This window comes from Pseudomonas medicaginis, assembly GCF_965119365.1.
GTDB lineage: Bacteria > Pseudomonadota > Gammaproteobacteria > Pseudomonadales > Pseudomonadaceae > Aquipseudomonas.
Genome location: NZ_OZ221631.1, coordinates 2,826,569 through 2,846,956 on the forward strand (window position 1 = coordinate 2,826,569; position 20,388 = coordinate 2,846,956).

Below are 20,388 nucleotides of genomic sequence, written 5' to 3' on the forward strand. Positions count from 1 at the left end.
CAGACTCACTGTTCCAGTGAGGTGGCTGTGATTAAGACAGGGTAGTGCTCAATCTGCAGGCGGGTGGCGATGTCGTTGCCGTTGACCGGCAGGATGGTGATGCCCGGCGCGGCTGCTCGAATTCGGGCCAGGGCTTCAGTATCGGTCACTTCGACGGCGAGGCCGGCCGCCCCCATTTCTTGCAGTTCAGTCGCACGCTGATGCAGCCAAGTCAACGATCGGGGATCCTCCCCGACAAGGAAAAATGGCTGCAAGCCCGGCATGTCCAGGGTGCGAGTTGTGATTTGGCCTGGGCTCAAGTGAGAGCTGCGCACGGGCAGTATCCAGGTTTCATCGGCAAATGCAGATAGGTCTGCATGTATGGCCCGAGCAGGCTGGGTCTTGTTGTTTATTGGCGGCCTGGAAGCTTCAAACTGGGGGCGGGTGAAACCGCCAGGCTGAACTTCTGCAAACGACAGTCCCGGCTGGGCGAGCGCAGCCAAGAGCACGGCGAAGTAATACGCACTGGGAATTCGCTTCATGGTGGTGTGCCCTCTTTAGAGGAAACCTGCAATCGTTCGAGTTGTTGAGAAAAGCCGGCGCGGTAACGTGCGGCTGGCGTTCCTCCTGCCGGGCGGTGATACCGGCCAGCAGCTGACACCCAATCACCGGTGACGGCGTGATGCTTTTGCAGCTGCGCGGCAGTCACGGCCAGATTGCGGTAGGGTTCAAGGGCTTCGCAGGGACTGGAAAAATGCCGTCCGTGATAACCCAGGTTGATTTGCCCAAGCCCGGCATCGACGCGCTTAGCGTCATGCCGAGCAAGTGCCTGAAGCAAAGCGTGACAGGCGGTCTGACGATTGGCGAAACGGTAAGGGCTACCGGCAATATTCAGCGTCCAGGGCCAGGGCAGCAGTCGACCACGAAGGCGGGCACCACTCTCCTGCAGGGCAATCGCGAACAAGACCGTAGGAGGAATATTGGCGTCATGCGCCGCCAGTTGATAAGCCGGAGGCGGAAAGTCGTCAGCCTGGACGACGAGGACTGTCAGCAGGGGCACAAAGACAATCAATCGAGTCGCTGCCATTGTTCGTTTACCTGCTGAAATATGACGGGTAATGGTCTTGGGGCACCCAGGCTGAACCAGCGGCCGCGATCATGGTTCAGGGTGATTTGCCGGCGTTGAACCTTGCTCGGATCAATGCCTGCTTGCGTCGCCCAGCGCCGGACGTGTTCATCCTCGCCTTGGCTACCCACCACATAGATATCGAACGCTGTATCACTGTTTTGCAGACGCTGCGCTTCAGCGGTGCACGCAGGGCAATGGTCTTCGACAAACAGAGCTTGGCGCGGCTCTAGCGATGAGCTGGCAGCGGACGGGGATGCCATACCCTGGATCGGCAACAGTCCCGGAAACAGCTTGGCCCAGGCCGCGGTGTAAGCATTTTGGTAGGCCAACTCGCGCTCGGCACGTTTGGCTTCCAGCGCTACCTGCAATTCGGCATAGCGCTGACGCTCCTGGCCGTTCTCTGCTTCGACGCCGAGTGCAGTCAGCGGATCGAGATTCGGGCTCCAGTAACCACGCGGGCCGGCTTGGATCTGTTCGAAGCGTGTCCACTCCTGCTCCGTGAGCCCCCAGCTTGTCGCCTGCTCAGGGTGCGAGCGCCCCAGCGGAGTGGACTGTGTGTCCTGGACCCGTGACGGTGTCGTGGCAGGGTTAGCCATCGCAGCGTCGGTGCTAAGCAGTGAAACGAGACAGACAACGGAGGACAGTAGCGCTCGGTTCATGATCGTTTCTCAAGGGAATGGTACGGTCTGGTCTGGGTGATTGGTCACCGCGAAGATGGCGGCCTTCAACTCCAGCACCTTCAACTGCCATGTGCCGAACTGCTCGCCGTTGTGCAGCAACTGGATATCCTTGAGTGAGCGACTATCAGGAGGTGCTACGGCCAGAAAGCGCTCGCCACCGCGGTACTCGACGCTCAACACTGAAAATGGCGGCAGGAGCGGGGCAGGCTTGGGCTGAGCGGTTTTTTTCGGCTTGGCCGAGGAGGGCGTCGGTGGTGGGAGTGGTGGCTGGCTTTTGAGGTCCAGGAGTTGCTGCTCGACGTGCTCGAGTCGTGCGCGTAGCGCGATCATGTCGGCTTCGGTGGCACGGTCTGCCAGACCGTCGCGTAGCTCCTGTATCTCTTGCGCCCATTGATCCAACATCGGATCGAGGGTATTGGCCTGTTGCTCACCGGTATCGACCATCTGCTTCAGGTCTTTCAGTGCGTACTGCAGCTTTTCCTGAGCATCCAAGAGGGTGCTTGAATCACGTTGCAGGGTATCCAGGGTCTGTGCGCGTTGGGCGTTCGCATTTTCCAGCTCGGTCATGCGTTGATACTGGTTATACAAGCCACCACTTAGCCCGGAGACCGCCAGACAAAGTGAGCCGACAATGAGAGTTTGAAATGTTGAGGCTTTCATGGACGAGCCTCCGACTGATGGGACGAGGTTGGCGTGACCCGCACCGTGCCGCTATTTTTCTGCGGTTCGAAGCAGACCGAACGGCTAACTTCATCGGTCGTGAGTTGCCAGGCGGGGCCAGCCAGCACTTGGAGCGCGCTGCGTAATGAGATTGGGCCGAGCCGGTAATGGGCGGCGGGCAGAGGCCGGGTAAACAGTATTTCCACTGGCTCTTCGGCAGGACAGAGCGAATAACCCGAGCGCAGCAGCACGTAGTGCATCGCTTCCTGTACCGAAGAATTCAGGTGGGACGGAATGCTCACGTCAACGATTTGAGCGAGAAGATCACGTTGTTCCGTGGTGGGGTCGGTGCTGACCAGCGTATAGCGGCCATAGCGGAGCTCTGACGGATGGTTTTCGTCGGCTGGGCTCCTCGATAACTGAGGCCGATTGGAACCACCGTCAATCTCTGGATGAGTCGGCAATGGGGTTGGGATTTGCGCGGTGCAAGCACTCAACAAGCCCAGCAGGCAGACAGGCGTGAAAAAACGCTCCATGGAAAAAACCTCATGTCAGATTCAGTGCAGAACCTGACATGAGGTGAAGGAGCCAAGCAGTGAGAAAGTCGATTCAAGGCGAGTCGCGTTAACGCTGAAGGCATTACTACTGATCAAAAATGGCTAGCCCATCCAAGACGGCAGCGTCGGGGTCGAAAATCAACAACCTAACATCCGCCAATGCCGCCAGATACAGCACGTTGATCAAGGCCTCCGGCGTACCTGCGTCGAGCTGCTCTTGCCTCAGCGACGAGTAAGGATTGCCCTCGATCTTCACCAAGTTATCGTCGGTCCAGGGCGTCCCGATCAGCTTACATCCGATGCCATTGCAGTCTGGCAGGGTAAAGGGTTCAAACAGCAGTCCGGTTGGCTTGGAGTCGAAATTGCCAACCCGGATTTCCAAGTGGCGTAGTGCTTCGTCAGTGAGGTGTGCGGTACTGATTTCCCAGACTCGACTGTAGTGTCCTGTGTCGAAGTTCAAGCGATGGATCATGGCTTGGGCTTCTTCCAGGGAGTACAGGTCACCGACGTGATGTCGCTCGTTGAGCATTTCGCCAGTCACGGCATAGGTCACTTGCCGCACCAGTCCGGTGGATTGGAAGCGTTCATCCAATTCATCCGGGATGGACTGACCCTCGCTAATCAGAGCGAAATCGTCATTGAACATGCACGGGTACAGTTCTAACGCGTCATCGGGCAGATGGGCTTGTGCGTCGTGTACGGGGCGAAAGCAGGGAGGGCAGTCATTTGCGTAGGTGATCTGTAGCAGTCGTTCGATATGCAAGTTGTCGTAGCCGCGAGCAAATGGGTTTGAGGTTTCCGGCAGAGCTAAGGGTTGGGGTGTTGGGTTCATGAGGATTCTCCAGGAGGGAAATGAATAAGGCGTCCGAAGACGCCTTTGGGGGGTTAAAGCAAGCCATGCTCGGCAAGGGAGAGAGGACGACCTTCACCGATGATGAAGTGATCCAATAAGTGCACTTCAATCAAGTCCAAGGCATCTTTCAACCGTGCGGTCAAGGCGCGATCCGCCAGGCTGGGTTCCGTGCAACCGGAGGGGTGGTTGTGAACGACAATGGCAGCTGCCGCGTTATGCGTTAGCGAGCGCTTGACGACATGGCGAGGGTAAACGCTGGCACCATCGATGCTGCCCTGAAAGAGAATCTCGAATGCCAGAACGCGATGGCGGGCATCGAGAAAAATCACACCGAAAACCTCATGCTCTTGGGGGGCAATATGTAGTTTTAGATATGAGGCCACGGCGTCAGGCGACGTCAGGTTGGGGCCGCGGGTGAACAGCCGACGATCCAGGATGTGCAGCGCTTCGTCGATCAGCTGGTTTTCCTGGGCGATACGATCAGCCTCGACATCCGAGGTTTCAATCAGGGTGAGTGGGGTGTTCATGAGGTACCTCCGAAGGGAACAATCCGGGGTACACACCCGAGGGGAGTGGTGTCCCCGAGGTGGATATAGAATGACGGGCATTGCGCGATGACGCGCTGTTTACAGCCGAGTGAATCGGTGGCGTTGTCCGTGCAGGTGTGAATCGCAACCGTCGCAGGGCGATGGGGAGAAGGTTCTTATGCCACGGCCAGTTTCGGGGTCGAAGTCGGCACTGATGGGCATTAGCCGAACCAGCCCGCGATGGAGACCGGCGATGCGTTTCTCGATTTCATCCGTCGTGTAGTAGAGCGATAACGTGCTGTGGTCCTCGTAAGCCGCAGCGAACAGACAGTCGTCGCAAAGCCAGAAGAATTCCATGTAGGTTCTCCTGTGCGGATTGAAGAAAGGCGCTCGATTGAGCGCCTTGATGTAAACATCGTGGATTGTATTCAGGCGGACTGAACAGTACGTGTGGCAACACGGCGGGCCATGCGGGGAGTGGGTGCAGATTCAGATTTGATCCTGGTCTCTGTTGGGTTGTCGGTATCCTCAGCTTCGGCATCAGCCGACGTTGGGGATGGCTCACTGTTTGGCGCTGGCTCAGCAGGTGCTGTTGCCTCCTGCCTGGCAGGCGCTTTGTACTCGAATACGCCGTTGACCTTGATCCAGTCGATGAAGAGCAAACGACCTTTCAGGCTGGCGCCCGGTTGGCCTTGTTTAGCGCCTTTCTCATAGAGAAATGGGTCAATCCACAGGTCGCCGATACGGAATGACAGCAAGACTTTTTTCTCGGCATTGACGGCGTCCATATAGAGGCGAATCAAACGTTCAGCTTCGCCGCCAGCGACCTTGCAGTCGAAGCGGGTGTATTCGACCGCATCCGTGGCGCCATGCAGGGCCGCGATATCACAGGCCATGAACGGCTGGCCGCGACGGACTTGTACTTCGCGGACACGGTTGAGGTAGCCGATACCGACGGTGTGCAGATTGAAGTAAGTGGTCGCTTCTTGGGATTGGTTGGCGTGGGCCATGGTGATTCTCCTTTCAAGGGAAAACGGCGACGCACAGCCCCTGAGGGGGAAGTGAGCCCCGTCAGGGTGGGTAAGGTGAAGGCAAGCGATGAACGACACGGCACCGGCAAGCCGATGAGCATCAGATCGATGCGCCTGGAGGATAGCGGTGCAGCCGAGGAGAAATCCGCAGCAGTGGTCTGTGGACCTGGGTAGTGGGCATTCATCACCGCTGAAGCGGTAATCGTGCGAGCCTCCGAATGCTGATCGCACTTGGGTAAACCACCACAAGCGTGGCGTAGCCTTGAAGGTTCAAGCTACCTGGGCTGGGCTGTCAACGACAGCGAACCACGCCCTTTGTATAAGCCTGCCACAGGAGAGCGTCAAGAAGCCGAAAGCTGATTTTTTATAGCCGGAATACAATGGACATTATTGGACTGAAAAAAATGAAGAGCGGGCCTGGCGGGTGCCAGGCGAGGAATAAAAAAGCCACCTTTGACGGTCTTGCACAGTCGACAAGCTCCTCGCAAAACTTGGTTTGACTGCGCCATGATTCGCCAACCGACCCTTGTCGTGGCCTGGGTCGGAACATGCTGGCACGCATCCGCGCACAAAGGGTGCCCAGTGTTTCCCCGGCGGGCTCCGGGACTGAATGCGATCGCCGTGGCGGATGACCGCTGTTGTCTGCAGAGGCAACAGTGGTCATCCGCCACATTAATCCGGTCGAGCACAAAGCGGGAATGAAATTCCGCAGAAGAGAAGGCTCCGAACTCAGGGAGTCCGACCGAGCTACCCGGAGCGAATCGGTCTTGGGTCGCCGTAGCGATGATCCTGAGGCACTACAGCAGAGCGGGTGTGACGACGTCAAGCCAGTGTGCTGAGAGGTTATTTGCTACTGAGATGAGCGGCCAGCTGTTCGACGGTCGTCAGGATAAAGGCACGGTCGCGTTCTTGAAGGCCGCTCAGCAGGCCCGCGATCATCTGGCCCTGGTCGTTGGGGCGATTGCTTGACTCCGTCAACAGTTCATCCATCCGGCAGTCGAAGATGTCCGCCAATTGCATCAGCTTGATCACGGAAAGCTCCACTACACCTCGCTCAAGGCGCGAAATGGCTTCGCTGCCGATCCCTAGGCGTTCAGCGACCTCTTCCTGGGTCAGATTACGCTGAGTGCGGTGCTTCGCGATCATGCGTCCGATTTGGGCTTGGGTTGGATGTTTATGTGCCAAGTGATGAGTTCTCCAATTCAACCCGAATGGTTGAGCAAAGACCCGTTGACATGAACATCCTTATCGGTTGAGTATCGACTTATAGGGTTGTTATATTGACTGAAATAGCTTTTTGTCGCGACGTGACATCTATTCCTCCAGGAATCAGAGGCCGAAGTGACCAGCGGGACTGAGTGGCCTGATAGGGCCAAACGGAGGAAAGGTTGAGCATGGATGAGCCGCGCGAGAACGACATGGACCTGATCTGGGATCGAACACTGGAGCTGTTCATCAAGATCCATGACTGCCCTAATAGCCCCGAACATCTCGACAGCCTTGTTCATTGGCTAAACGAAGATCCTGCTCACCTGGAAGCGTTCAACGAACTGGGGCAGATATGGATCGCGACAGGCATCGCCTTGGCCCGTGAAATCGGACGACCGCTAGACGAGTTGGAGAAGGATCAGGCGCCGTTAATGATGCACTGACAACACCCCCGGGGTTCATGTGAACGCCAATGGCGCCTCATGGACGACGCGTACCTTTGCTGATCGGCACAGTGCCTTTGCAGTCCGGGTACTGGGAGCATGACCAGAACGGCCCTGATTTTCCCTTACGCCTGAGCATTGAGGCATTGCAATTGGGGCAAGCCGGCCCGGCTTCGACCGGTACCGACAAAGTGAGCGCTCCGCAGTTTGCGATCAGCTGCGTAATCCAGTGTGCCTGCTTGGCAACGAATGCATCCAAGGTCAGACGTCCCGCTTCGATTTCATCCAGAGCCTGCTCCCAGATTGCTGTCATACCCGGATCCGCGACTGCAGCGGGCACCGCCTCGATCAGGGTATGGGCCGCTGCGGACGCCATCAAAGCTCGTTTTTTCTTCAACAAATAACCGCGATCAATCAACCCCTTAATGATACCGGCACGTGTGGCTTCGGTGCCGATACCGGTGGTGTCCCGAAGTTTCTGTTTCAGGCGTGGATCGTTGACCAGCTTGGCCACATTTTTCATTGCCTTAATAAGATCGCCCTCGGTGAGCGGTTTGGGCGCAGCGGTGCGCATGGATTTGAATTCGACGTTGTCCACTGTGCACTTCACACCCTGTTGTAGAGCGGGCAACACCTGGGATTTTTGACTGGGTTCATCGTCTTCGGTGCTGTCGGAGAGCAAGCCTTTCCAGCCTTGGACGAGGATCCGTTTGCCAACAGCAGTCAAACGCTCGGCGCCGCACTCCAGTTCGACCTCGGTTCGATCAAACTCGTGATGCGGCAGAAATTGCGCTAGGTAGTGGCTACGAATCAATTTGTAGACTTGGCGCTCTTGTTCAGACATCCGCCCGAGGTTCGCCGGCTCAGTGGTGGGGACGATGGCGTGGTGCGCGGTGATCTTGGCATCGTTCCATGCTCGTGAGCGCAATGATCGATCGATGCTTCCGAGCGCTGGGCGTAACGCGGGATCCATTTTAAACAGGGCATCGAATACCGCGGCGACCTCGTTGAACATGCTCTCTGGCAAATAGCGGCAATCGCTGCGCGGATAGCTGGTGGCTTTGTGAGTTTCATACAAGGCTTGGGCGATGTTCAGCGTTTCCTGAACGCCGAGTCCCAACTTGCGTGAACAGACTTCTTGCAGTGTGCTCAGGTCGAATGGCAGGGGTGGCGCTTCGCGCAAATGCTCAGTCTGCAGCGAGACAACGGTGGCAGTCTTGCTGCTAGAAATCGCTTGGACGGTCTGACTGGCAAGCGCCTGCTGCAGGCAGCGACCGGCTTCGTCACGTCCTGAGCTTGGCGGTATCCACGATGCGATGAAGGGTTGTCCCATTGAGGACAGGTGCACATCCACCACCCAGTACGGCACAGAGACGAAGCTGGCAATCGCGCGGTCTCGTTCAACCACCAAACGCAAAGTGGGCGTTTGGACGCGTCCGACCGACAGCACGCCGTCATAGCCCGCCCGCCGTCCTAGGAGGGTAAACAAACGACTGAGATTCATACCAATCAGCCAATCGGCGCGGCTGCGGGCGAGGGCTGAATGATAGAGCGGGAAGGTCTCCTGACTTGACTTCAGCGACGATAGTGCTTTACGAATCGACGCCTCATTAAGTGCGGATAACCAGAGGCGCTCAACAGAGCCACGATAGTTGCAGAGCTCCAATAACTCGCGGGCAATCATTTCACCTTCGCGATCGGCGTCGGTGGCGATGACGACGGTGGTAGCTTCGCTGAGCAGGTGTTTGATGATTTTGAACTGCGCGACAGTCTTGGGTTTGACCTCAACCCTCCACTGCGCGGGAATGATCGGTAGATCATCCAGCGACCAAGTTTTGTACTGATCGCCATAGGCTTCAGGTGGGGCCGTTTCCAGCAGGTGACCGATACACCAGGTGACGGTTGTCTCGCGTCCGATCAAGCAACCATCGCCACGTCGGCTGGCTCCGAGAACCTTGGCGATGTCACGACCTTGGGAGGGTTTCTCGCAGAGAAAGAGACGCATAGAACTGCTTCGGGTTGAGTTCGGAGCAGCGTTGTTGGAAACAGCAGTGCAAGCTATGAGAAACCTGGACGGCAGGTTCCTCATATTAGTCGGTGAGGGAAGTTTTGATTGGGGGTGAGGCTACTACCTTGTAGTCACGTGGACGACAGTGCTTCACGAGCAGCGAGTAATGACAGGCCAGGAACTTCGCGCAAAGGCGCAATTTTTATGCCTCCTAGTTAGTCATGCCGATGGTGGCTGCCCTCTGCGCTTTTTGGACTTCGACGCAGGCGAACTGGCCTGGTCTGTAGCCTGCCCGACGGGAGCCGCAGACGAGGCTGATTCACTTGAGCGCTCCCGCATGACCACGTTCTGCACGCGATGAGGCAGGATGCCGACACGACGCGCCTCGATCTTAAAGGTCACCCGCGCGTTATCTTCACTGTCCTCCCACTCATCGCGCACTGTGCGGCCCTCGACCAGTACACGCATACCTTTCTGGTACAGCATGCTCCAGTGTTCAGCCTCGCGGTGCCAGAGCTCGACCGGCGCCCAATAGCCGCCTCGATCCTCATAGCTGCCATCGCGTGGCACGGGGTTGTCGAAGTATACATTCAGGCGCAGCAAACGCCGTGGCTCGTCATTGCCTGATGGGAACTCCTGGAACTCTGGCGCACTGCCAATGTTGCCTTCGCCGACGAAAAAGGTACTCATCGTGATATCTCCGCTGCTGGTGTGAACTGGCGCAGCAGCTGTTCGGCGCTGGCCATTTTGATCGCGCAAGTCGAGGCCTGACGATAGAGCGAATGCACCACGCTCATTTGCAAGTTCAGTGCAATACGCTCGCATTCAAAACGGTGTAATCCCTCGCGTACGGCTTGCGGCAAGGCCTTGTTGGAGGCCTGGCGTTCCCAGACCGCAACGCCCATACGGGCGAAGTCACGGGTGCGCCATCGCAAAAAGGTGCTGCCCGCAGTGGTGTTTTGCAGCACCATTCGAATATCCAGCAGCGAGTAAGGCGGTTGTCCGGCCTGCTGCACCACAGCGTCCATCAGACGACGTAACTGCGCCTCGGTTTCCCTCGCCACCTGCGCCAGGTATTCCAGTTCCCCCTTACCTTTAAAAGGTTTTAAAAGGCCTTTTAGGGAGGCAGCGTGTTCGAGCTGTCGATAGGCATCCGGTGTGAGTGTTTCGAGGGGCATTGGTTGAGTCGGGATTAGGGGCCTCATACTTCGTCCTCCGGCTCATCGACTGTCGCAGATGGTTCTACTGCTTCCTCTGCCAACGCGTCAGCGCCATCCACTGCCAAAGCACCACGACGAATGATGGGTGGTGCGAACTGGGAGCGGCGATGCCCTTCAAGGATGTCCGTAGGGGGCAAACCCATTCTCTCGATTGCCGCCAGAGCACGAGCGTTGTTCGCTGCCATGTCATCACGGGTGACGCCAGCATGCCGATAGCGCTGGGCCTGGCCGAACAGGCTACGCAGCAAATGGGCACCGTCGTCGATCCAGGCTTCCATGTCTCGGCGACCAATCAAGGCGGTGTGATGGGCCAACAGGGTGTGGCGCACCAGCGTGTCGTAGTCAGTCAGCAGGTAGACGGCGAGAAATCCCAGCTGGCTGCCGATGTACAAGGGTAAGGTGACGGGGTGGATATTGAGGTTGTCGCTCATGTCGATCTGCGTCGGCAGGTCCTGTCTGATCCGGTCCAACTGCTGGGTCAGTTCCAGCATCCCAGCCTTGGCCTGCATCAATTTTTCTTCGAGCTGCACGATCGCCCAGTCGGCATAAGGATCGTCCTGCGCTGCGGCTTGTTTGATCAGGTTGGTGACGCTGATGTAGCCGGCCATACCCATAATCGAGTGGACGCCTTCGCGTGCGGTCCGGCCGTGCCAGATCCGGGCGGCGTGGTGCGTGTGCAGGGTCAGGGTGATGCTGCTGCGCAATGAACCCAGGTTGAGCTGATAGTGATCGGCCACGGTGTCGTCCTCGCATAGGCTTGGACGGGAACGTTGCGACAGACGAAGGTCAAGGACATCCGAAAAGCTGAATGCTGTCTGTTCGATTTGGTTTGAGACGGTTGATTTTCGAGACGCTCGTCAGTGATGCCAGTGGCATCAAATCTACTGACGTCCAGGGCGTTTGCTACGCAGCTGGCGCAGTTCATCCAAGCACGCTTGGGCGAGGGCAGAGGCGGGTTCGCCCTTTTTCCTAGGTGGGCGTGAAGGGGTGGGTAGCGATTCTGCCATGGGTGACGATTCAGCCTGACCTGCCCAAAGGTGGAAATTGCCTTTGAGCGCCCGCTGGATCAGGCCCATCAGATACGCTGCGGGTTTGCGGACGCTGCCCGCCGCACATCGCGCGCCCGCTTCGTTGAGCACCGCCTGCCGATCTGCTGGTTTTAGCTTGTTCAGCGTCACGGTGACGGCCTGCCGCTCGCTCAGACTCAGGTGCAACGGATCAGGCCAGTGCAGGTTATCCACTGCTGGGGTCGCGCGCGGTACAGTACATATACTTTCTTTTAATACAGTACAGGCGGCATTCGGATTCCGAACGGTGCCGGAAATATGGACGTTCAGACCCGGTTCGGAATCCGAACGAGGTCCCGCACTATTCCGAACGCGGTGATCGCCACCCAGTTCGGAATCGTGTAACGCTTCATCGGGCGCCTTATCTAATCCTTGTTGTGTCCAATGGTCGCTCCAACTGTCGAGCCGTGTGGGGAGTCGACCCAAATCGATATCGGTGTCCTGACGAATTTCTTCCAAAACATGCCGAGCGACAATTCGCACAGCCTTGGTCGCATGAGAGAGGGCATGTCCGACCAGCTCCAGATAATCCTGATCCAGCTCCATGGCTTCGGCGGGCGTTAACGGTTCATCGTGCAGGACATACAGAGAACCTTGTAGGCGCCCGCTGAGCTGATCGCGGCCACGACTCACCAAACTGAGCCAGCGAGTCAGCCTGAGCATCGTTAAGACGCGAGCGATGGTTTCACGGGACGCTAATGCACCGTAGGGCACGCTCGACAGGTAGGGCTGCAAATCCTCATAGCGCGGCGTGACCACGCCCTGGCCTTGCAGCATGAGTCGAAACACTTGCCAGGCGTTACGTTCCAACGGCGTCAACCGGCTGTCCAACAGCAGCCGACGCGGCACGACTTCGTGTGACTGGCCGCTGAACAGAAAGCCAGCCTGCAGCGTCTGGTTGGAAGGTTGTTCGATGGTAGGGCGTGCCGGCCAGCCCTCACTCAACTGTAGGGTGCATTGCTGCAGGACACGCTGCCAGCGACTGGAAGGGGCAATGTTCATAGTCCATTGCTGTACTGATCAATCTGCTGCCAAACGATGGTCAAGCTGATCTGTTGCTCCTCCGCCAACATCATCATGGCGTCGAGCTGATCCTCAGCACCGTCCTCAGCGCGTAGCTGGCACCAACGCTGCCAGAGCGCATGTTCCTGCGCTTCGCTCAAGTTCTGGGGGCGGCCCTTACGAGTTTCTATTTTGAGCAGCCGTCGGCGCAGGGCGGTCTCCGAATGCGCCAAGCCGAAGCACTGATACATGATTGTACTGCTGGCACCGAGCTTGAGCGCTCGGTTGATCAGGCGCTCGTTCTGTTCGTCGCGTTCGGCCTGGTCGATCAAGCGATGTAGCACCGGCGAATCAATCTTGATCTCAACCCAGGGGACGGTGGCGTGGGCTAGGCGTGACAGCGTGGTAGGCGGTAAGGATTGCAATAAGTAAATGTCCTCTTCACCCAGCCCGAGCGCTTTGCAGCGTTGCAGGTTACCCAGGCGCAACTCGTGAAGGACCTGAGTCAGCATGGCCTGGTTGAGCACATTGAAGGACAGGTTCATGGCTGCTCCCTTGGTGAATCGTCTTCATGGTTAAGCGTTAAGTCGATCAGGCGCCGGGCTAAGCGAATGAGGCGATACAGTTTGATTAACAAATAGTCGGGCAGTCGCTCCAGCCCTACGTCCACGGCTGGACGATCTGCCAGCGGGAGTTGATAGACCCCCAATAGCAGTTGCCCGAACAGGGCTGAGGGCAATTGCTTGCGATCCTCCCAGTTCACTTCGTCTTGGGCACGCAGCAGGGCCAAGAGCAACAGGTGAACGCCGGCCGCACGAGGGGCTGCAAGATCAAGCTGCTCGATGTTGAGGGCGAAACCCAGGCCGTGCTTTTGGTCGATGATGCTCTCGGGATGTCCGGCATAGGCAGCCATTTCCCGAGCCAAGCCGGCAATGGCTAAACGTAGTTGTTCGGGGGTATCCAGTGTGGGTGCGATGATCCAGATGTCGTCGATCGGGCTGGTTTCGACGGTTTGTGCTGTTTCGGGGGCAGCGGCGCGCTCAATCTGTTCGCGGATCTGCTGGACACGTGACGGAGGGCTGACTCCTGATGCGACATTCGTTTCGGGCAGTGTGACTTGCTCCTCTCGCTCTGTTTCGGTCTGCGTTCTGGTTTCAGCTGATTTGGAATGCGGCTCGAAGGGGGGAGGCTCGGCCGCGAGCTCATCGACGCTCGGCAGAGGGTCGTTCTCAAGGGGCGTGACGACAACGCCGGGCGTCTGGATGACCCGTTGGGTATCGCCCAGCTCCAGGGCCAACATGCGGTAGGACTGTCCGAGTAAGCGGCTCATGCGTTCGAGCAGTTCATCCTGGATTTGCTCAAGTTTGAAGGACCCTGGGTCGGTATCAAATTGCCCCAAGGTGTCGAGCCAAAACTCGGGAAAAGCGATGGCGTCGGTTGGATAACGATTCCAGGTTTGTTCAGCCTGGCTACGCAGAGCGATCAGGCGTTCAATTTTGGGTTTACCCAATCCGGCATACAAGGTTTGTGGGATTGCGGGCAGTAGGTATTCGAGGGTGTCAAGCATCCGGCTGATGTGCGACTGCGAAATCGGATAGCCTCCAGCGGCAAGACGTCGTGCCAGCTCACGTTGCGAGAGTATTGCGCCATCCGATTCAAGCATGGTCTTGAGTTTGGCCACTGCCTGAGCACGCTCGATGAAGGTGAGCTGACCGTGCAGATCGCTTTCGGCCAGATGGCCGAGTAGGGCGCTGATTTCATCGGTCCAGGGTCGGAACAAGCAATGGATGCGGAAGAAACGCTCGTCGCGGGTTTCCTGCCACAGCTCGCCGAGAATCGCCAAGCGCGTATTGCCGCCGTTGCGGATAATGAAGTGGGTTTCACCCGGGCGGCGGGTAATCGGTGGAGGTTGGTCCAGCCCGCGTTCACGGATGGAGGCCTTTATGTCGTCATAAAACGGATTACGGATGAAGCGCGGGTTGTGTTCGTAGGGCCGTAACTGCTCCAGAGTGATCAGCATAGGCGTATCAGTGAGTGGATCGGAAAGCCGCTCCATTTCTGAACCGCGAGGGAAGTGGTCTTGGTGCAGTTTTTTGGTGATTTCCTCCTGAGTGAGCTTCTTCATTGGAGCAACCTCAGTTAACGCCGGGTGCGCAAGTGGTCACCAACCTCGAACTTGACGATCTCGGCAGTGCCTGGGCCTTCGAAATAACGAGATAGGTCCGCGAGGAACCAACCCATGGCTGAGCGCCCGCTTTGTAGACGAAAGACCACTGTGCAGTACTCCTCGCTAGGTGGGCGGCAGGGGTGGATGGTTGGTTGAACAATGATAGGAAGCTGGTCCAACATCAAAAGACTCCTTGCCAAACGTAATTGGCCTCAATGTCGATCAAACAAAATTTTGTTTCGAGAACTACAGCTTGGCGATTCACTTCATCGACCCTCCGCGCACCTGCTCAAAGTAGATATCGCTGTGCGCCATTCCGGGAACAATTCGACGGCCAGTGCTTGCATGGTTTCCAGTGCCGATGGCGAGCGTCTTTTATGGGGCCGGCGCGTCTCGATCCGATGGACTGGCAGACCGAGGGAGGCAGCATTGAGATACGCCACTGCGTCTGGAACTACGGTGTCTAGCACCGAGATGTTGGCAGCCCCAGTGAAGGTCTCGCGCAGACCGCTGATGATTATCCGGGTGTCAATCCTAATGGCTTTCACTTGGTTCAGTAGCAGTCGCAAGGAGGGTGGTGGAATGCCCAGGTGGCGAAACGGTTCGAGTTCGCTGAGCAGCTTCAAGGTGCCACGGCGCAGTTCGCGGGCAGCGAGCATTTCCGGCGTAACGGGAGAAAGGGTGAGATCAGAGGCCAGAATGGCCATTTCCAGTAGCACGCTCCGTGCGCCTTGACTGTCGATCAACAACAGGTCGTAACGAGGATGGAAATGGTCGAGCACATTCCGCAGCCGTAATCGCCCATCCGGGGCGTGCAGCAGTAAAGTGGTCAGTCGACCTTGATCGTCGTTGGAAAAGATCAGGTCGAGACCGGCGACCGCCGTCGTGGAAATTATCTGCGTGGGATCTGTTTGGTTGAGCGCGATGAGTTCGTACGCACCGGCGGGGGCCTCATGATTCAAAGCGTAGTAGCTCGAGAGAGCGGGTTGACTATCCAGATCGAGCAGCAGGACGCGTAGGCCAGCATCTGCCAGCAGACCGCCAAGATTGGCAGCCACTGTTGTTTTGCCTACTCCACCCTTCGTGGACACCACTGACACCACTCGCATGGCATCAGGCCTGCTGCGTCAAACGCGCAATGATCCACTGTTCGATCTCCTGCGAGTCCCAGCCGACGGCACGCTGACCAATGCGTTTGGCACGAGGGAATTTACCCTCCTTCATCAAGTTGTAGATGTGCGCACGCTTGAAGCCGGTTTTACGCTCCACCTCGTCACGCCGCATGATGTGACGTTCGACCGGTGGTTGATCTGCTTCGGTGATGGGGGAGAGTTGGTTGGACATGATCGTCACTCCTGGCATCGATTGGCGCGCAGTGGGAAGTGACCTGAATTGAACAGCAGGAAAGGGATTGAGTCATTGCACTGCAATTGAGCGCGTTGCAGTGCAATACCCTAGCCCTACTTGTTTTTTTTAAAGCTTCGATTGGCGGCAGCGAACTTTTCATCCAGTGTTCGTTTGCTTAAGCCAGGTATCTCGCTATAGCGAGCAACAATCGCATCGACGATTGCAGACTGATTCCTGAATACTGAGAGAGGGTTACCAGCAGGAGAATGCTCCAGAAATAGGTTGAGTAAAGCCCCGATGATATTGTTATAGGTGAGCTCGCTACGCTCACTAAGATGTCCATGAGTTTTGATCATTGCCCTGAGATCGTCCCGTTCGACCCCAATTGTTTGAAGATCTACCAGAATCTCATGGTGCTGTCGCTGTAATGCCTTTAACTCTCGCAATAGAACGTCCCGATCTGCTTGTAATGCAAGAAAGGTACCTAAACTTATGGTTTCAAGGGGCTCTTTGCTAGGCCCAAATAGGAAAGCAGGTCTCTGGTCAGGATAGAAAAGCCGCATCCAGTTGAGTAGATCGGAATGGCGTATGGTCAGTTGATAAGGCTCCACGTATGTTCCCATGGGAACCGAGATTCCAAGGCAGCCGTAGCGCAAATCACCATGTCGTATGGCGTCATCAATTTTTTCTACAGTTTCTTGAAGGCCCGGCCATTGTGAAAACAAATCAGTGAAATTATCCGGTCTGGACCAAGCGGCTTTTAGTATTTCTGGTTCATGATGAATAAGGTTGCGCCAACGCAGCGCTGCTTCGATGGGCCGGTAGAATAGCTTGATTTGTGGATGAAAAACGTAAGTAGCCATAGGCGGGCGGACCTCCATTTCTCGTGGCTGGGCCTCCCGTGCAGAACTGTAAAATTGTCCAGTGGCGGACAATGTAGAGCATTGCTGACTCTTTAAAATTCAACTCGGCGAGGTCATTCCAATTACCTGTTAGTCAACTTCTTGCCTGTTTTCAACGTTTTTGTTTTGAGATGGACGGTTTTAATTTAGTTTTGGCGCTTGCCGTGGATTACCGAGCGTTAATGTGTACTCCCCAATATAAATTGGTCCTATGGGCTTGGGTTTACATAGGGTTAACAGGGGGGCGGACGTCCTCCTAAACCCGAACGATAGATCGAGTTAAATGTAATGGCATTGTTGGAGTAACGCTTCCTGTACTCGAAAATATAACTTTATGAGTTGAAAGTCACCCTGGGCGGAATGGTCTAAATTAATCATGGCTTGACTGCAGTAGATGTTCCATTGCGTAGAGTGCGAAATTCTTAACCCATCGTCCAGAATCACTGCCATAGATCTGCTGCGTTTTGTTTTGGACGCTACCCACTGACAAGATCATGGTGGCTCAGACCGATAAGCCATTCTGCATCCGTTTACGCCATCGTGCTGTGCAACGCGGCAGAACTGGCGGCGGCATGATGGCCAAGGTGTCTACCCCAGCGGTGCTGGCTGGATTCCCAAAGGCGTGAGCAACGAATACCTGGCCAAGGCCAGGATTTCCTCCACGCGATTGTCAACGGTAGCGAAATCGATTGGCAGACCTCAGACGATAAGATTGTCCCGGTCACTCCTGTCTTAAGCCTGGCGCTCGCGCCGCCATTGTCCGGGTGACACGCCGGTGGCGGTCTTGAATGCGCGGCTCAGCGCGATGTCGCTGCCGTATCCGGTCTGCTGCGCCGCGACCGCGATCGAGTGACCGGCAGCGAGGAGGAGCTTGGCACGATAGATTCGCCACGTCGTGATGTAGGTCATCGGCGGCACACCGACGACCGACCTGAACAGGGCTGCGAATGTAGAACGCGACATTCCGGCGTCGCGAGCGAGCTGTTCCAGCGTCCAGGGGTGTGTTAGATCGGCGTGAATCCTTTGCAGTGTCTGCGCCAACTGGCGATGCGTCAGTCCGGCGAGCCAACCCTCGGGCAAATTACCCTCCGAGCTGGCCCAGGTTCGGATCGCCTGGATGAACAGCACGTCGAGCAGCCGGCCGACGACATAGGAACCGCCAAGGGCGGCTTGTGCCTCCTCTGCCCCGATCTGCTCGAGGATCGAGACCATTCGCCCTGCGTCGGACTCGGGCATCGCGATATGGACGACATCGGGTAGGAGTGCCGACAGGGGCTCGCCTGCGGTGTGGTCGAACGTGAACAAGGTCGAGAAAAACTCGAACGCTTCACCGTCCCCACCGAACGACACGGTCTTGCCGGTGACATGGTCGGCGATTTCCCAACAAGGCACGGCCATTCGCTCCGGCGCATCACCCAATATGCCCATGACGCCCTGCTTGATGATCAGGCAGTCACCTTCCTGGACGACCATCGGCGGGTGGCCGACGTGGGTGAACCAGCCCCGGCCCTTGGCGACCACGACAAGCCGTGCCTGGCCGCCACTGTCGAACGAGATCGCCCAGGGTGCATGGGCGCGCATGCGCACGAAGAGCGAACTCTCGAGCTGCATGGCGCTGAGGACGGAATCAAAGGGATGCATGATGATATCGGACGATGGATTATGAATTGCATACTCCAGGCAATGGAGGGTCCGGTCAAGCGCCGCCATACTCCTGCCACATTCTGGAGGTTATGCATGAAGATCTATCGTTTGCAGGATATCGGCTCAATCGACGGCCTGGTGATGTGCGAGGAGCCCATTCCTGAACCAGGGCCAGGCGAAGTCCTGGTCAACATCAAGGCAACCTCGCTCAATTTTCGTGACCTCACGATCATCAACGGCTGGTCACCCTTTCCCCTCGAAGCCGGGCGCGTGCAGTTGTCCGATGCCGCCGGCGTTGTCGAGGCCGTTGGCGCGGGGGTCACTCGTTTCGCGGTGGGCGACCGGGTGGCGAACAACTTTATGCCGGGCTGGCATGCAGGACCGTTCCGCGAGTTCGGGCCGCAATTTGGCACCCAGATGGATGGTTGGATGGCTGAATACCGCGCCATCGACCAGAACGAATTGGTCGCCATTCCCGATTCGATCAGCTTCGAGGATGCCGCGACACTGCCGTGCGCCGCCGTCACCGCCTGGAACGCGGTCGCTGATGTCGGGCCGCATCATCGCGTGCTGACACAAGGAACCGGTGGCGTGTCGCTGTTCGCGCTTCAGTTCGCCAAGGCGCGCGGTGCCCAGGTGATCGCAACCACCTCGTCGAACGAGAAGGCACAGCGGCTACGCGCTCTGGGCGCCGACCATGTCATCAATTATGCCGAGCATCCCAACTGGGGCGAGCAGGCTAAGGCACTCACGGGTGGGCGCGGCGTCGACCGCGTGGTCGAAGTCGGTGGCCCGGGTACCTTGGCGCAGTCCCTCAAAGCCATTGCGCTGAGCGGCCAAGTGTCGATGGTTGGCGTGTTGGCGGAGGGCGAGATGCCCGGTTATCTCGACATGTTCCTGACCTTCGCCCGGTTCCAGACGATTGCGACCGGCAACCGCCAGGACCTGGAAAACGTGGTCGCCGCGGTAGCACACAACGGCATTCGTCCGGTGATCGACAGCCGCTTTACCTTCGACGAGGGCAAGGCCGCGTTCGAGCATTTCGCCAAGCGCAATGTGTTTGGCAAGGTCGTCATCACACATCAAGCCTGAGAAATCGGCCCGGGGCCGTGTTTATCGACCTGGGTGACCATTCTCAACGCGCTGGTGCGACGCGCTTTATCGCACCCTATCGATACAAGGGGTAAATGAAATGGGAAAACTCACTGGAAAGGTCGCGGTCATTACCGGCGGCGGTAGCGGCATCGGCCTCGCCTCGGCGAAGCTGTTTGCCCAGGAAGGCGCCAATGTCGTCATCGTCGGCCGCACCCAATCCGCCCTCGATAACGCCGCTGCCGACATTGGCGAAAGCGCCGTGGCCATCGTCGCGGATGTTTCCGATCTGGACGCGCTGGACGCCCTCTATGCTGAAGTCGGCCAGCGCTTTGGCAGGATCGACGTGTTGTTCGCCAACGCGGGGGTCAACAATCTTGCGCCATTCGAGGCGGTGACGCCGGAGGACTTCGACCGGCAATTCAACGCGAATGTCCGTGGCCTGTTTTTCACTGTGCAAAAAGCGCTGCCGCTGCTCAGCGAGGGGGCCTCTGTGATTCTCAACGCGTCGGTCGCGCATAAAAAGGGCTCACCGTTGCATTCGGTTTATGCGGCGACCAAGGCCGCGACGCGCTCGTTTGCCCGTAGTTGGACGACGGATCTCAAGGACCGGAAGATCCGCGTGAACTCAATCAGTCCTGGCTTGATAGAAACCCCTATTTTCGGGAAGCTGGGCGTTCCGGCCGAAGTGATTGAGCAAGCGCTGCCGACGCTGCTCCAGGCGATGCCAATGGGCCGGGTCGGACGCGTGGAGGAGGCGGCCACCGTCGCGCTGTTTCTGGCAAGTGACGACAGCTCGTTTGTGACCGGCATCGATCTGCCGGTCGATGGCGGCCTGGGACAAGTGTAGGGTTTTACTCAGAAGCAGAGG

24 protein-coding genes are annotated in these 20,388 nt (G+C 57.4%); 3 read left to right on the plus strand and 21 right to left on the minus strand.

Annotated features, from left to right (window positions below; all coding sequences use genetic code 11):
* Window positions 1–5 precede the first annotated feature (5 nt).
* The 10 genes from ACMTA2_RS12605 to ACMTA2_RS12650 all read right to left on the minus strand — a co-directional run bounded on the left by ACMTA2_RS12605 (window position 6) and on the right by ACMTA2_RS12650 (window position 6,601).
* A complete protein-coding gene (locus ACMTA2_RS12605) occupies window positions 6–521 on the minus strand; it encodes an integrating conjugative element protein (protein WP_413795097.1) in 516 nt (171 codons plus the stop codon).
* Window positions 518–1,066, minus strand: coding sequence for a lysozyme family protein (locus tag ACMTA2_RS12610; protein WP_413795098.1), 549 nt, complete (start codon window positions 1,064–1,066; stop codon window positions 518–520). Before ACMTA2_RS12610 ends, ACMTA2_RS12605 begins: the two co-directional genes overlap by 4 nt.
* On the minus strand, window positions 1,048–1,767 hold the full coding sequence (locus ACMTA2_RS12615; protein WP_413795099.1) for a TIGR03759 family integrating conjugative element protein: 720 nt from the start codon (window positions 1,765–1,767) through the stop codon (window positions 1,048–1,050). The genes ACMTA2_RS12610 and ACMTA2_RS12615 overlap by 19 nt, the downstream gene beginning before the upstream one ends.
* A 9-nt stretch (window positions 1,768–1,776) precedes the next feature.
* Entirely contained in the window at window positions 1,777–2,448 is a 672-nt protein-coding gene (locus tag ACMTA2_RS12620) for a chemotaxis protein (RefSeq protein ID WP_413795100.1), read from the minus strand.
* A complete protein-coding gene (gene pilL2 / locus ACMTA2_RS12625) occupies window positions 2,445–2,984 on the minus strand; it encodes a PFGI-1 class ICE element type IV pilus protein PilL2 (RefSeq protein ID WP_413795101.1) in 540 nt (179 codons plus the stop codon). Before pilL2 ends, ACMTA2_RS12620 begins: the two co-directional genes overlap by 4 nt.
* A gap of 106 nt (window positions 2,985–3,090) precedes the next feature.
* On the minus strand, window positions 3,091–3,837 hold the full coding sequence (locus ACMTA2_RS12630; protein WP_413795102.1) for a DUF5983 family protein: 747 nt from the start codon (window positions 3,835–3,837) through the stop codon (window positions 3,091–3,093).
* Between the two features lie 53 nt (window positions 3,838–3,890).
* Window positions 3,891–4,385, minus strand: coding sequence for a RadC family protein (gene radC / locus ACMTA2_RS12635; RefSeq protein WP_413795103.1), 495 nt, complete (start codon window positions 4,383–4,385; stop codon window positions 3,891–3,893).
* A gap of 99 nt (window positions 4,386–4,484) precedes the next feature.
* On the minus strand, window positions 4,485–4,742 hold the full coding sequence (locus ACMTA2_RS12640) for a hypothetical protein (protein ID WP_413795104.1): 258 nt from the start codon (window positions 4,740–4,742) through the stop codon (window positions 4,485–4,487).
* Window positions 4,743–4,813: 71 nt separating this feature from the next.
* A complete protein-coding gene (locus tag ACMTA2_RS12645; RefSeq protein WP_413795105.1) occupies window positions 4,814–5,395 on the minus strand; it encodes an STY4534 family ICE replication protein in 582 nt (193 codons plus the stop codon).
* An 864-nt stretch (window positions 5,396–6,259) separates the two neighbouring features.
* On the minus strand, window positions 6,260–6,601 hold the full coding sequence (locus ACMTA2_RS12650) for a helix-turn-helix domain-containing protein (RefSeq protein WP_163854356.1): 342 nt from the start codon (window positions 6,599–6,601) through the stop codon (window positions 6,260–6,262).
* Window positions 6,602–6,810: 209 nt separating this feature from the next.
* Here ACMTA2_RS12650 and ACMTA2_RS12655 point away from each other — a divergent pair, with 209 nt between their 5' ends.
* Window positions 6,811–7,068: a hypothetical protein gene (locus tag ACMTA2_RS12655; RefSeq protein WP_413795106.1), complete on the plus strand. Its 258-nt coding sequence runs from the start codon at window positions 6,811–6,813 to the stop codon at window positions 7,066–7,068.
* Between the two features lie 37 nt (window positions 7,069–7,105).
* On the opposite strand, the gene ACMTA2_RS12660 is transcribed toward ACMTA2_RS12655, so the two are convergent.
* The 11 genes from ACMTA2_RS12660 to ACMTA2_RS12710 all read right to left on the minus strand — a co-directional run bounded on the left by ACMTA2_RS12660 (window position 7,106) and on the right by ACMTA2_RS12710 (window position 18,491).
* Window positions 7,106–9,073, minus strand: coding sequence for a DNA topoisomerase III (locus ACMTA2_RS12660; protein ID WP_413795107.1), 1,968 nt, complete (start codon window positions 9,071–9,073; stop codon window positions 7,106–7,108).
* Window positions 9,074–9,295: 222 nt separating this feature from the next.
* Window positions 9,296–9,766, minus strand: a complete 471-nt coding sequence (locus tag ACMTA2_RS12665) for a single-stranded DNA-binding protein (RefSeq protein ID WP_413795108.1) — start codon at window positions 9,764–9,766, stop codon at window positions 9,296–9,298.
* Window positions 9,763–10,281: a DUF3158 family protein gene (locus ACMTA2_RS12670; protein WP_413795109.1), complete on the minus strand. Its 519-nt coding sequence runs from the start codon at window positions 10,279–10,281 to the stop codon at window positions 9,763–9,765. The genes ACMTA2_RS12665 and ACMTA2_RS12670 overlap by 4 nt, the downstream gene beginning before the upstream one ends.
* Window positions 10,278–11,033 carry a PFL_4669 family integrating conjugative element protein gene (locus ACMTA2_RS12675; protein ID WP_413795110.1) on the minus strand — a complete coding sequence of 252 codons (756 nt, stop codon included), beginning with the start codon at window positions 11,031–11,033 and terminating at the stop codon, window positions 10,278–10,280. Before ACMTA2_RS12675 ends, ACMTA2_RS12670 begins: the two co-directional genes overlap by 4 nt.
* A gap of 144 nt (window positions 11,034–11,177) precedes the next feature.
* Window positions 11,178–12,365: an STY4528 family pathogenicity island replication protein gene (locus ACMTA2_RS12680; RefSeq protein ID WP_413795111.1), complete on the minus strand. Its 1,188-nt coding sequence runs from the start codon at window positions 12,363–12,365 to the stop codon at window positions 11,178–11,180.
* On the minus strand, window positions 12,362–12,910 hold the full coding sequence (locus tag ACMTA2_RS12685) for a DUF2857 domain-containing protein (RefSeq protein ID WP_413795112.1): 549 nt from the start codon (window positions 12,908–12,910) through the stop codon (window positions 12,362–12,364). The genes ACMTA2_RS12680 and ACMTA2_RS12685 overlap by 4 nt, the downstream gene beginning before the upstream one ends.
* Window positions 12,907–14,490: a ParB family protein gene (locus tag ACMTA2_RS12690; RefSeq protein WP_413795113.1), complete on the minus strand. Its 1,584-nt coding sequence runs from the start codon at window positions 14,488–14,490 to the stop codon at window positions 12,907–12,909. Before ACMTA2_RS12690 ends, ACMTA2_RS12685 begins: the two co-directional genes overlap by 4 nt.
* Window positions 14,491–14,798: 308 nt before the next feature.
* The gene (locus ACMTA2_RS12695; protein ID WP_413795114.1) at window positions 14,799–15,641 is read right to left on the minus strand and encodes a ParA family protein; all 843 of its coding nucleotides are present in this window, start codon (window positions 15,639–15,641) and stop codon (window positions 14,799–14,801) included.
* Between the two features lie 4 nt (window positions 15,642–15,645).
* The gene (locus ACMTA2_RS12700) at window positions 15,646–15,876 is read right to left on the minus strand and encodes an AlpA family transcriptional regulator (protein ID WP_413795115.1); all 231 of its coding nucleotides are present in this window, start codon (window positions 15,874–15,876) and stop codon (window positions 15,646–15,648) included.
* 116 nt (window positions 15,877–15,992) lie between these two features.
* Complete coding sequence (locus tag ACMTA2_RS12705) at window positions 15,993–16,742, minus strand: hypothetical protein (RefSeq protein WP_413795116.1); 750 nt, start codon at window positions 16,740–16,742, stop codon at window positions 15,993–15,995.
* A 771-nt stretch (window positions 16,743–17,513) separates the two neighbouring features.
* The gene (locus ACMTA2_RS12710) at window positions 17,514–18,491 is read right to left on the minus strand and encodes an AraC family transcriptional regulator (protein WP_413795117.1); all 978 of its coding nucleotides are present in this window, start codon (window positions 18,489–18,491) and stop codon (window positions 17,514–17,516) included.
* A 27-nt stretch (window positions 18,492–18,518) separates the two neighbouring features.
* On the opposite strand from ACMTA2_RS12710, the gene ACMTA2_RS12715 reads away from it, so the two are divergent.
* Both ACMTA2_RS12715 and ACMTA2_RS12720 read left to right on the plus strand, forming a co-directional pair.
* Window positions 18,519–19,517, plus strand: coding sequence for a zinc-dependent alcohol dehydrogenase family protein (locus tag ACMTA2_RS12715; RefSeq protein WP_413795118.1), 999 nt, complete (start codon window positions 18,519–18,521; stop codon window positions 19,515–19,517).
* A 100-nt stretch (window positions 19,518–19,617) separates the two neighbouring features.
* The gene (locus ACMTA2_RS12720) at window positions 19,618–20,367 is read left to right on the plus strand and encodes an SDR family NAD(P)-dependent oxidoreductase (RefSeq protein WP_413795119.1); all 750 of its coding nucleotides are present in this window, start codon (window positions 19,618–19,620) and stop codon (window positions 20,365–20,367) included.
* Window positions 20,368–20,388: the final 21 nt, after the last annotated feature.

Bases quoted from the DNA above. Each gene is read 5' to 3' on its own strand.
- ACMTA2_RS12710 (WP_413795117.1), bottom strand. From the start codon at position 18,491: ATGGCGGCGCTTGACCGGACCCTCCATTGCCTGGAGTATGCAATTCAT.
- ACMTA2_RS12720 (WP_413795119.1), top strand. From the start codon at position 19,618: ATGGGAAAACTCACTGGAAAGGTCGCGGTCATTACCGGCGGCGGTAGC.
- ACMTA2_RS12645 (WP_413795105.1), bottom strand. From the start codon at position 5,395: ATGGCCCACGCCAACCAATCCCAAGAAGCGACCACTTACTTCAATCTG.
- ACMTA2_RS12685 (WP_413795112.1), bottom strand. From the start codon at position 12,910: ATGAACCTGTCCTTCAATGTGCTCAACCAGGCCATGCTGACTCAGGTC.
- ACMTA2_RS12605 (WP_413795097.1), bottom strand. From the start codon at position 521: ATGAAGCGAATTCCCAGTGCGTATTACTTCGCCGTGCTCTTGGCTGCG.
- ACMTA2_RS12680 (WP_413795111.1), bottom strand. From the start codon at position 12,365: ATGAACATTGCCCCTTCCAGTCGCTGGCAGCGTGTCCTGCAGCAATGC.
- pilL2 (WP_413795101.1), bottom strand. From the start codon at position 2,984: ATGGAGCGTTTTTTCACGCCTGTCTGCCTGCTGGGCTTGTTGAGTGCT.
- ACMTA2_RS12620 (WP_413795100.1), bottom strand. From the start codon at position 2,448: ATGAAAGCCTCAACATTTCAAACTCTCATTGTCGGCTCACTTTGTCTG.
- radC (WP_413795103.1), bottom strand. From the start codon at position 4,385: ATGAACACCCCACTCACCCTGATTGAAACCTCGGATGTCGAGGCTGAT.
- ACMTA2_RS12610 (WP_413795098.1), bottom strand. From the start codon at position 1,066: ATGGCAGCGACTCGATTGATTGTCTTTGTGCCCCTGCTGACAGTCCTC.
- ACMTA2_RS12630 (WP_413795102.1), bottom strand. From the start codon at position 3,837: ATGAACCCAACACCCCAACCCTTAGCTCTGCCGGAAACCTCAAACCCA.
- ACMTA2_RS12695 (WP_413795114.1), bottom strand. From the start codon at position 15,641: ATGCGAGTGGTGTCAGTGGTGTCCACGAAGGGTGGAGTAGGCAAAACA.
- ACMTA2_RS12670 (WP_413795109.1), bottom strand. From the start codon at position 10,281: ATGAGGCCCCTAATCCCGACTCAACCAATGCCCCTCGAAACACTCACA.
- ACMTA2_RS12705 (WP_413795116.1), bottom strand. From the start codon at position 16,742: ATGGCTACTTACGTTTTTCATCCACAAATCAAGCTATTCTACCGGCCC.
- ACMTA2_RS12655 (WP_413795106.1), top strand. From the start codon at position 6,811: ATGGATGAGCCGCGCGAGAACGACATGGACCTGATCTGGGATCGAACA.
- ACMTA2_RS12615 (WP_413795099.1), bottom strand. From the start codon at position 1,767: ATGAACCGAGCGCTACTGTCCTCCGTTGTCTGTCTCGTTTCACTGCTT.
- ACMTA2_RS12715 (WP_413795118.1), top strand. From the start codon at position 18,519: ATGAAGATCTATCGTTTGCAGGATATCGGCTCAATCGACGGCCTGGTG.
- ACMTA2_RS12640 (WP_413795104.1), bottom strand. From the start codon at position 4,742: ATGGAATTCTTCTGGCTTTGCGACGACTGTCTGTTCGCTGCGGCTTAC.
- ACMTA2_RS12665 (WP_413795108.1), bottom strand. From the start codon at position 9,766: ATGAGTACCTTTTTCGTCGGCGAAGGCAACATTGGCAGTGCGCCAGAG.
- ACMTA2_RS12690 (WP_413795113.1), bottom strand. From the start codon at position 14,490: ATGAAGAAGCTCACTCAGGAGGAAATCACCAAAAAACTGCACCAAGAC.
- ACMTA2_RS12700 (WP_413795115.1), bottom strand. From the start codon at position 15,876: ATGTCCAACCAACTCTCCCCCATCACCGAAGCAGATCAACCACCGGTC.
- ACMTA2_RS12660 (WP_413795107.1), bottom strand. From the start codon at position 9,073: ATGCGTCTCTTTCTCTGCGAGAAACCCTCCCAAGGTCGTGACATCGCC.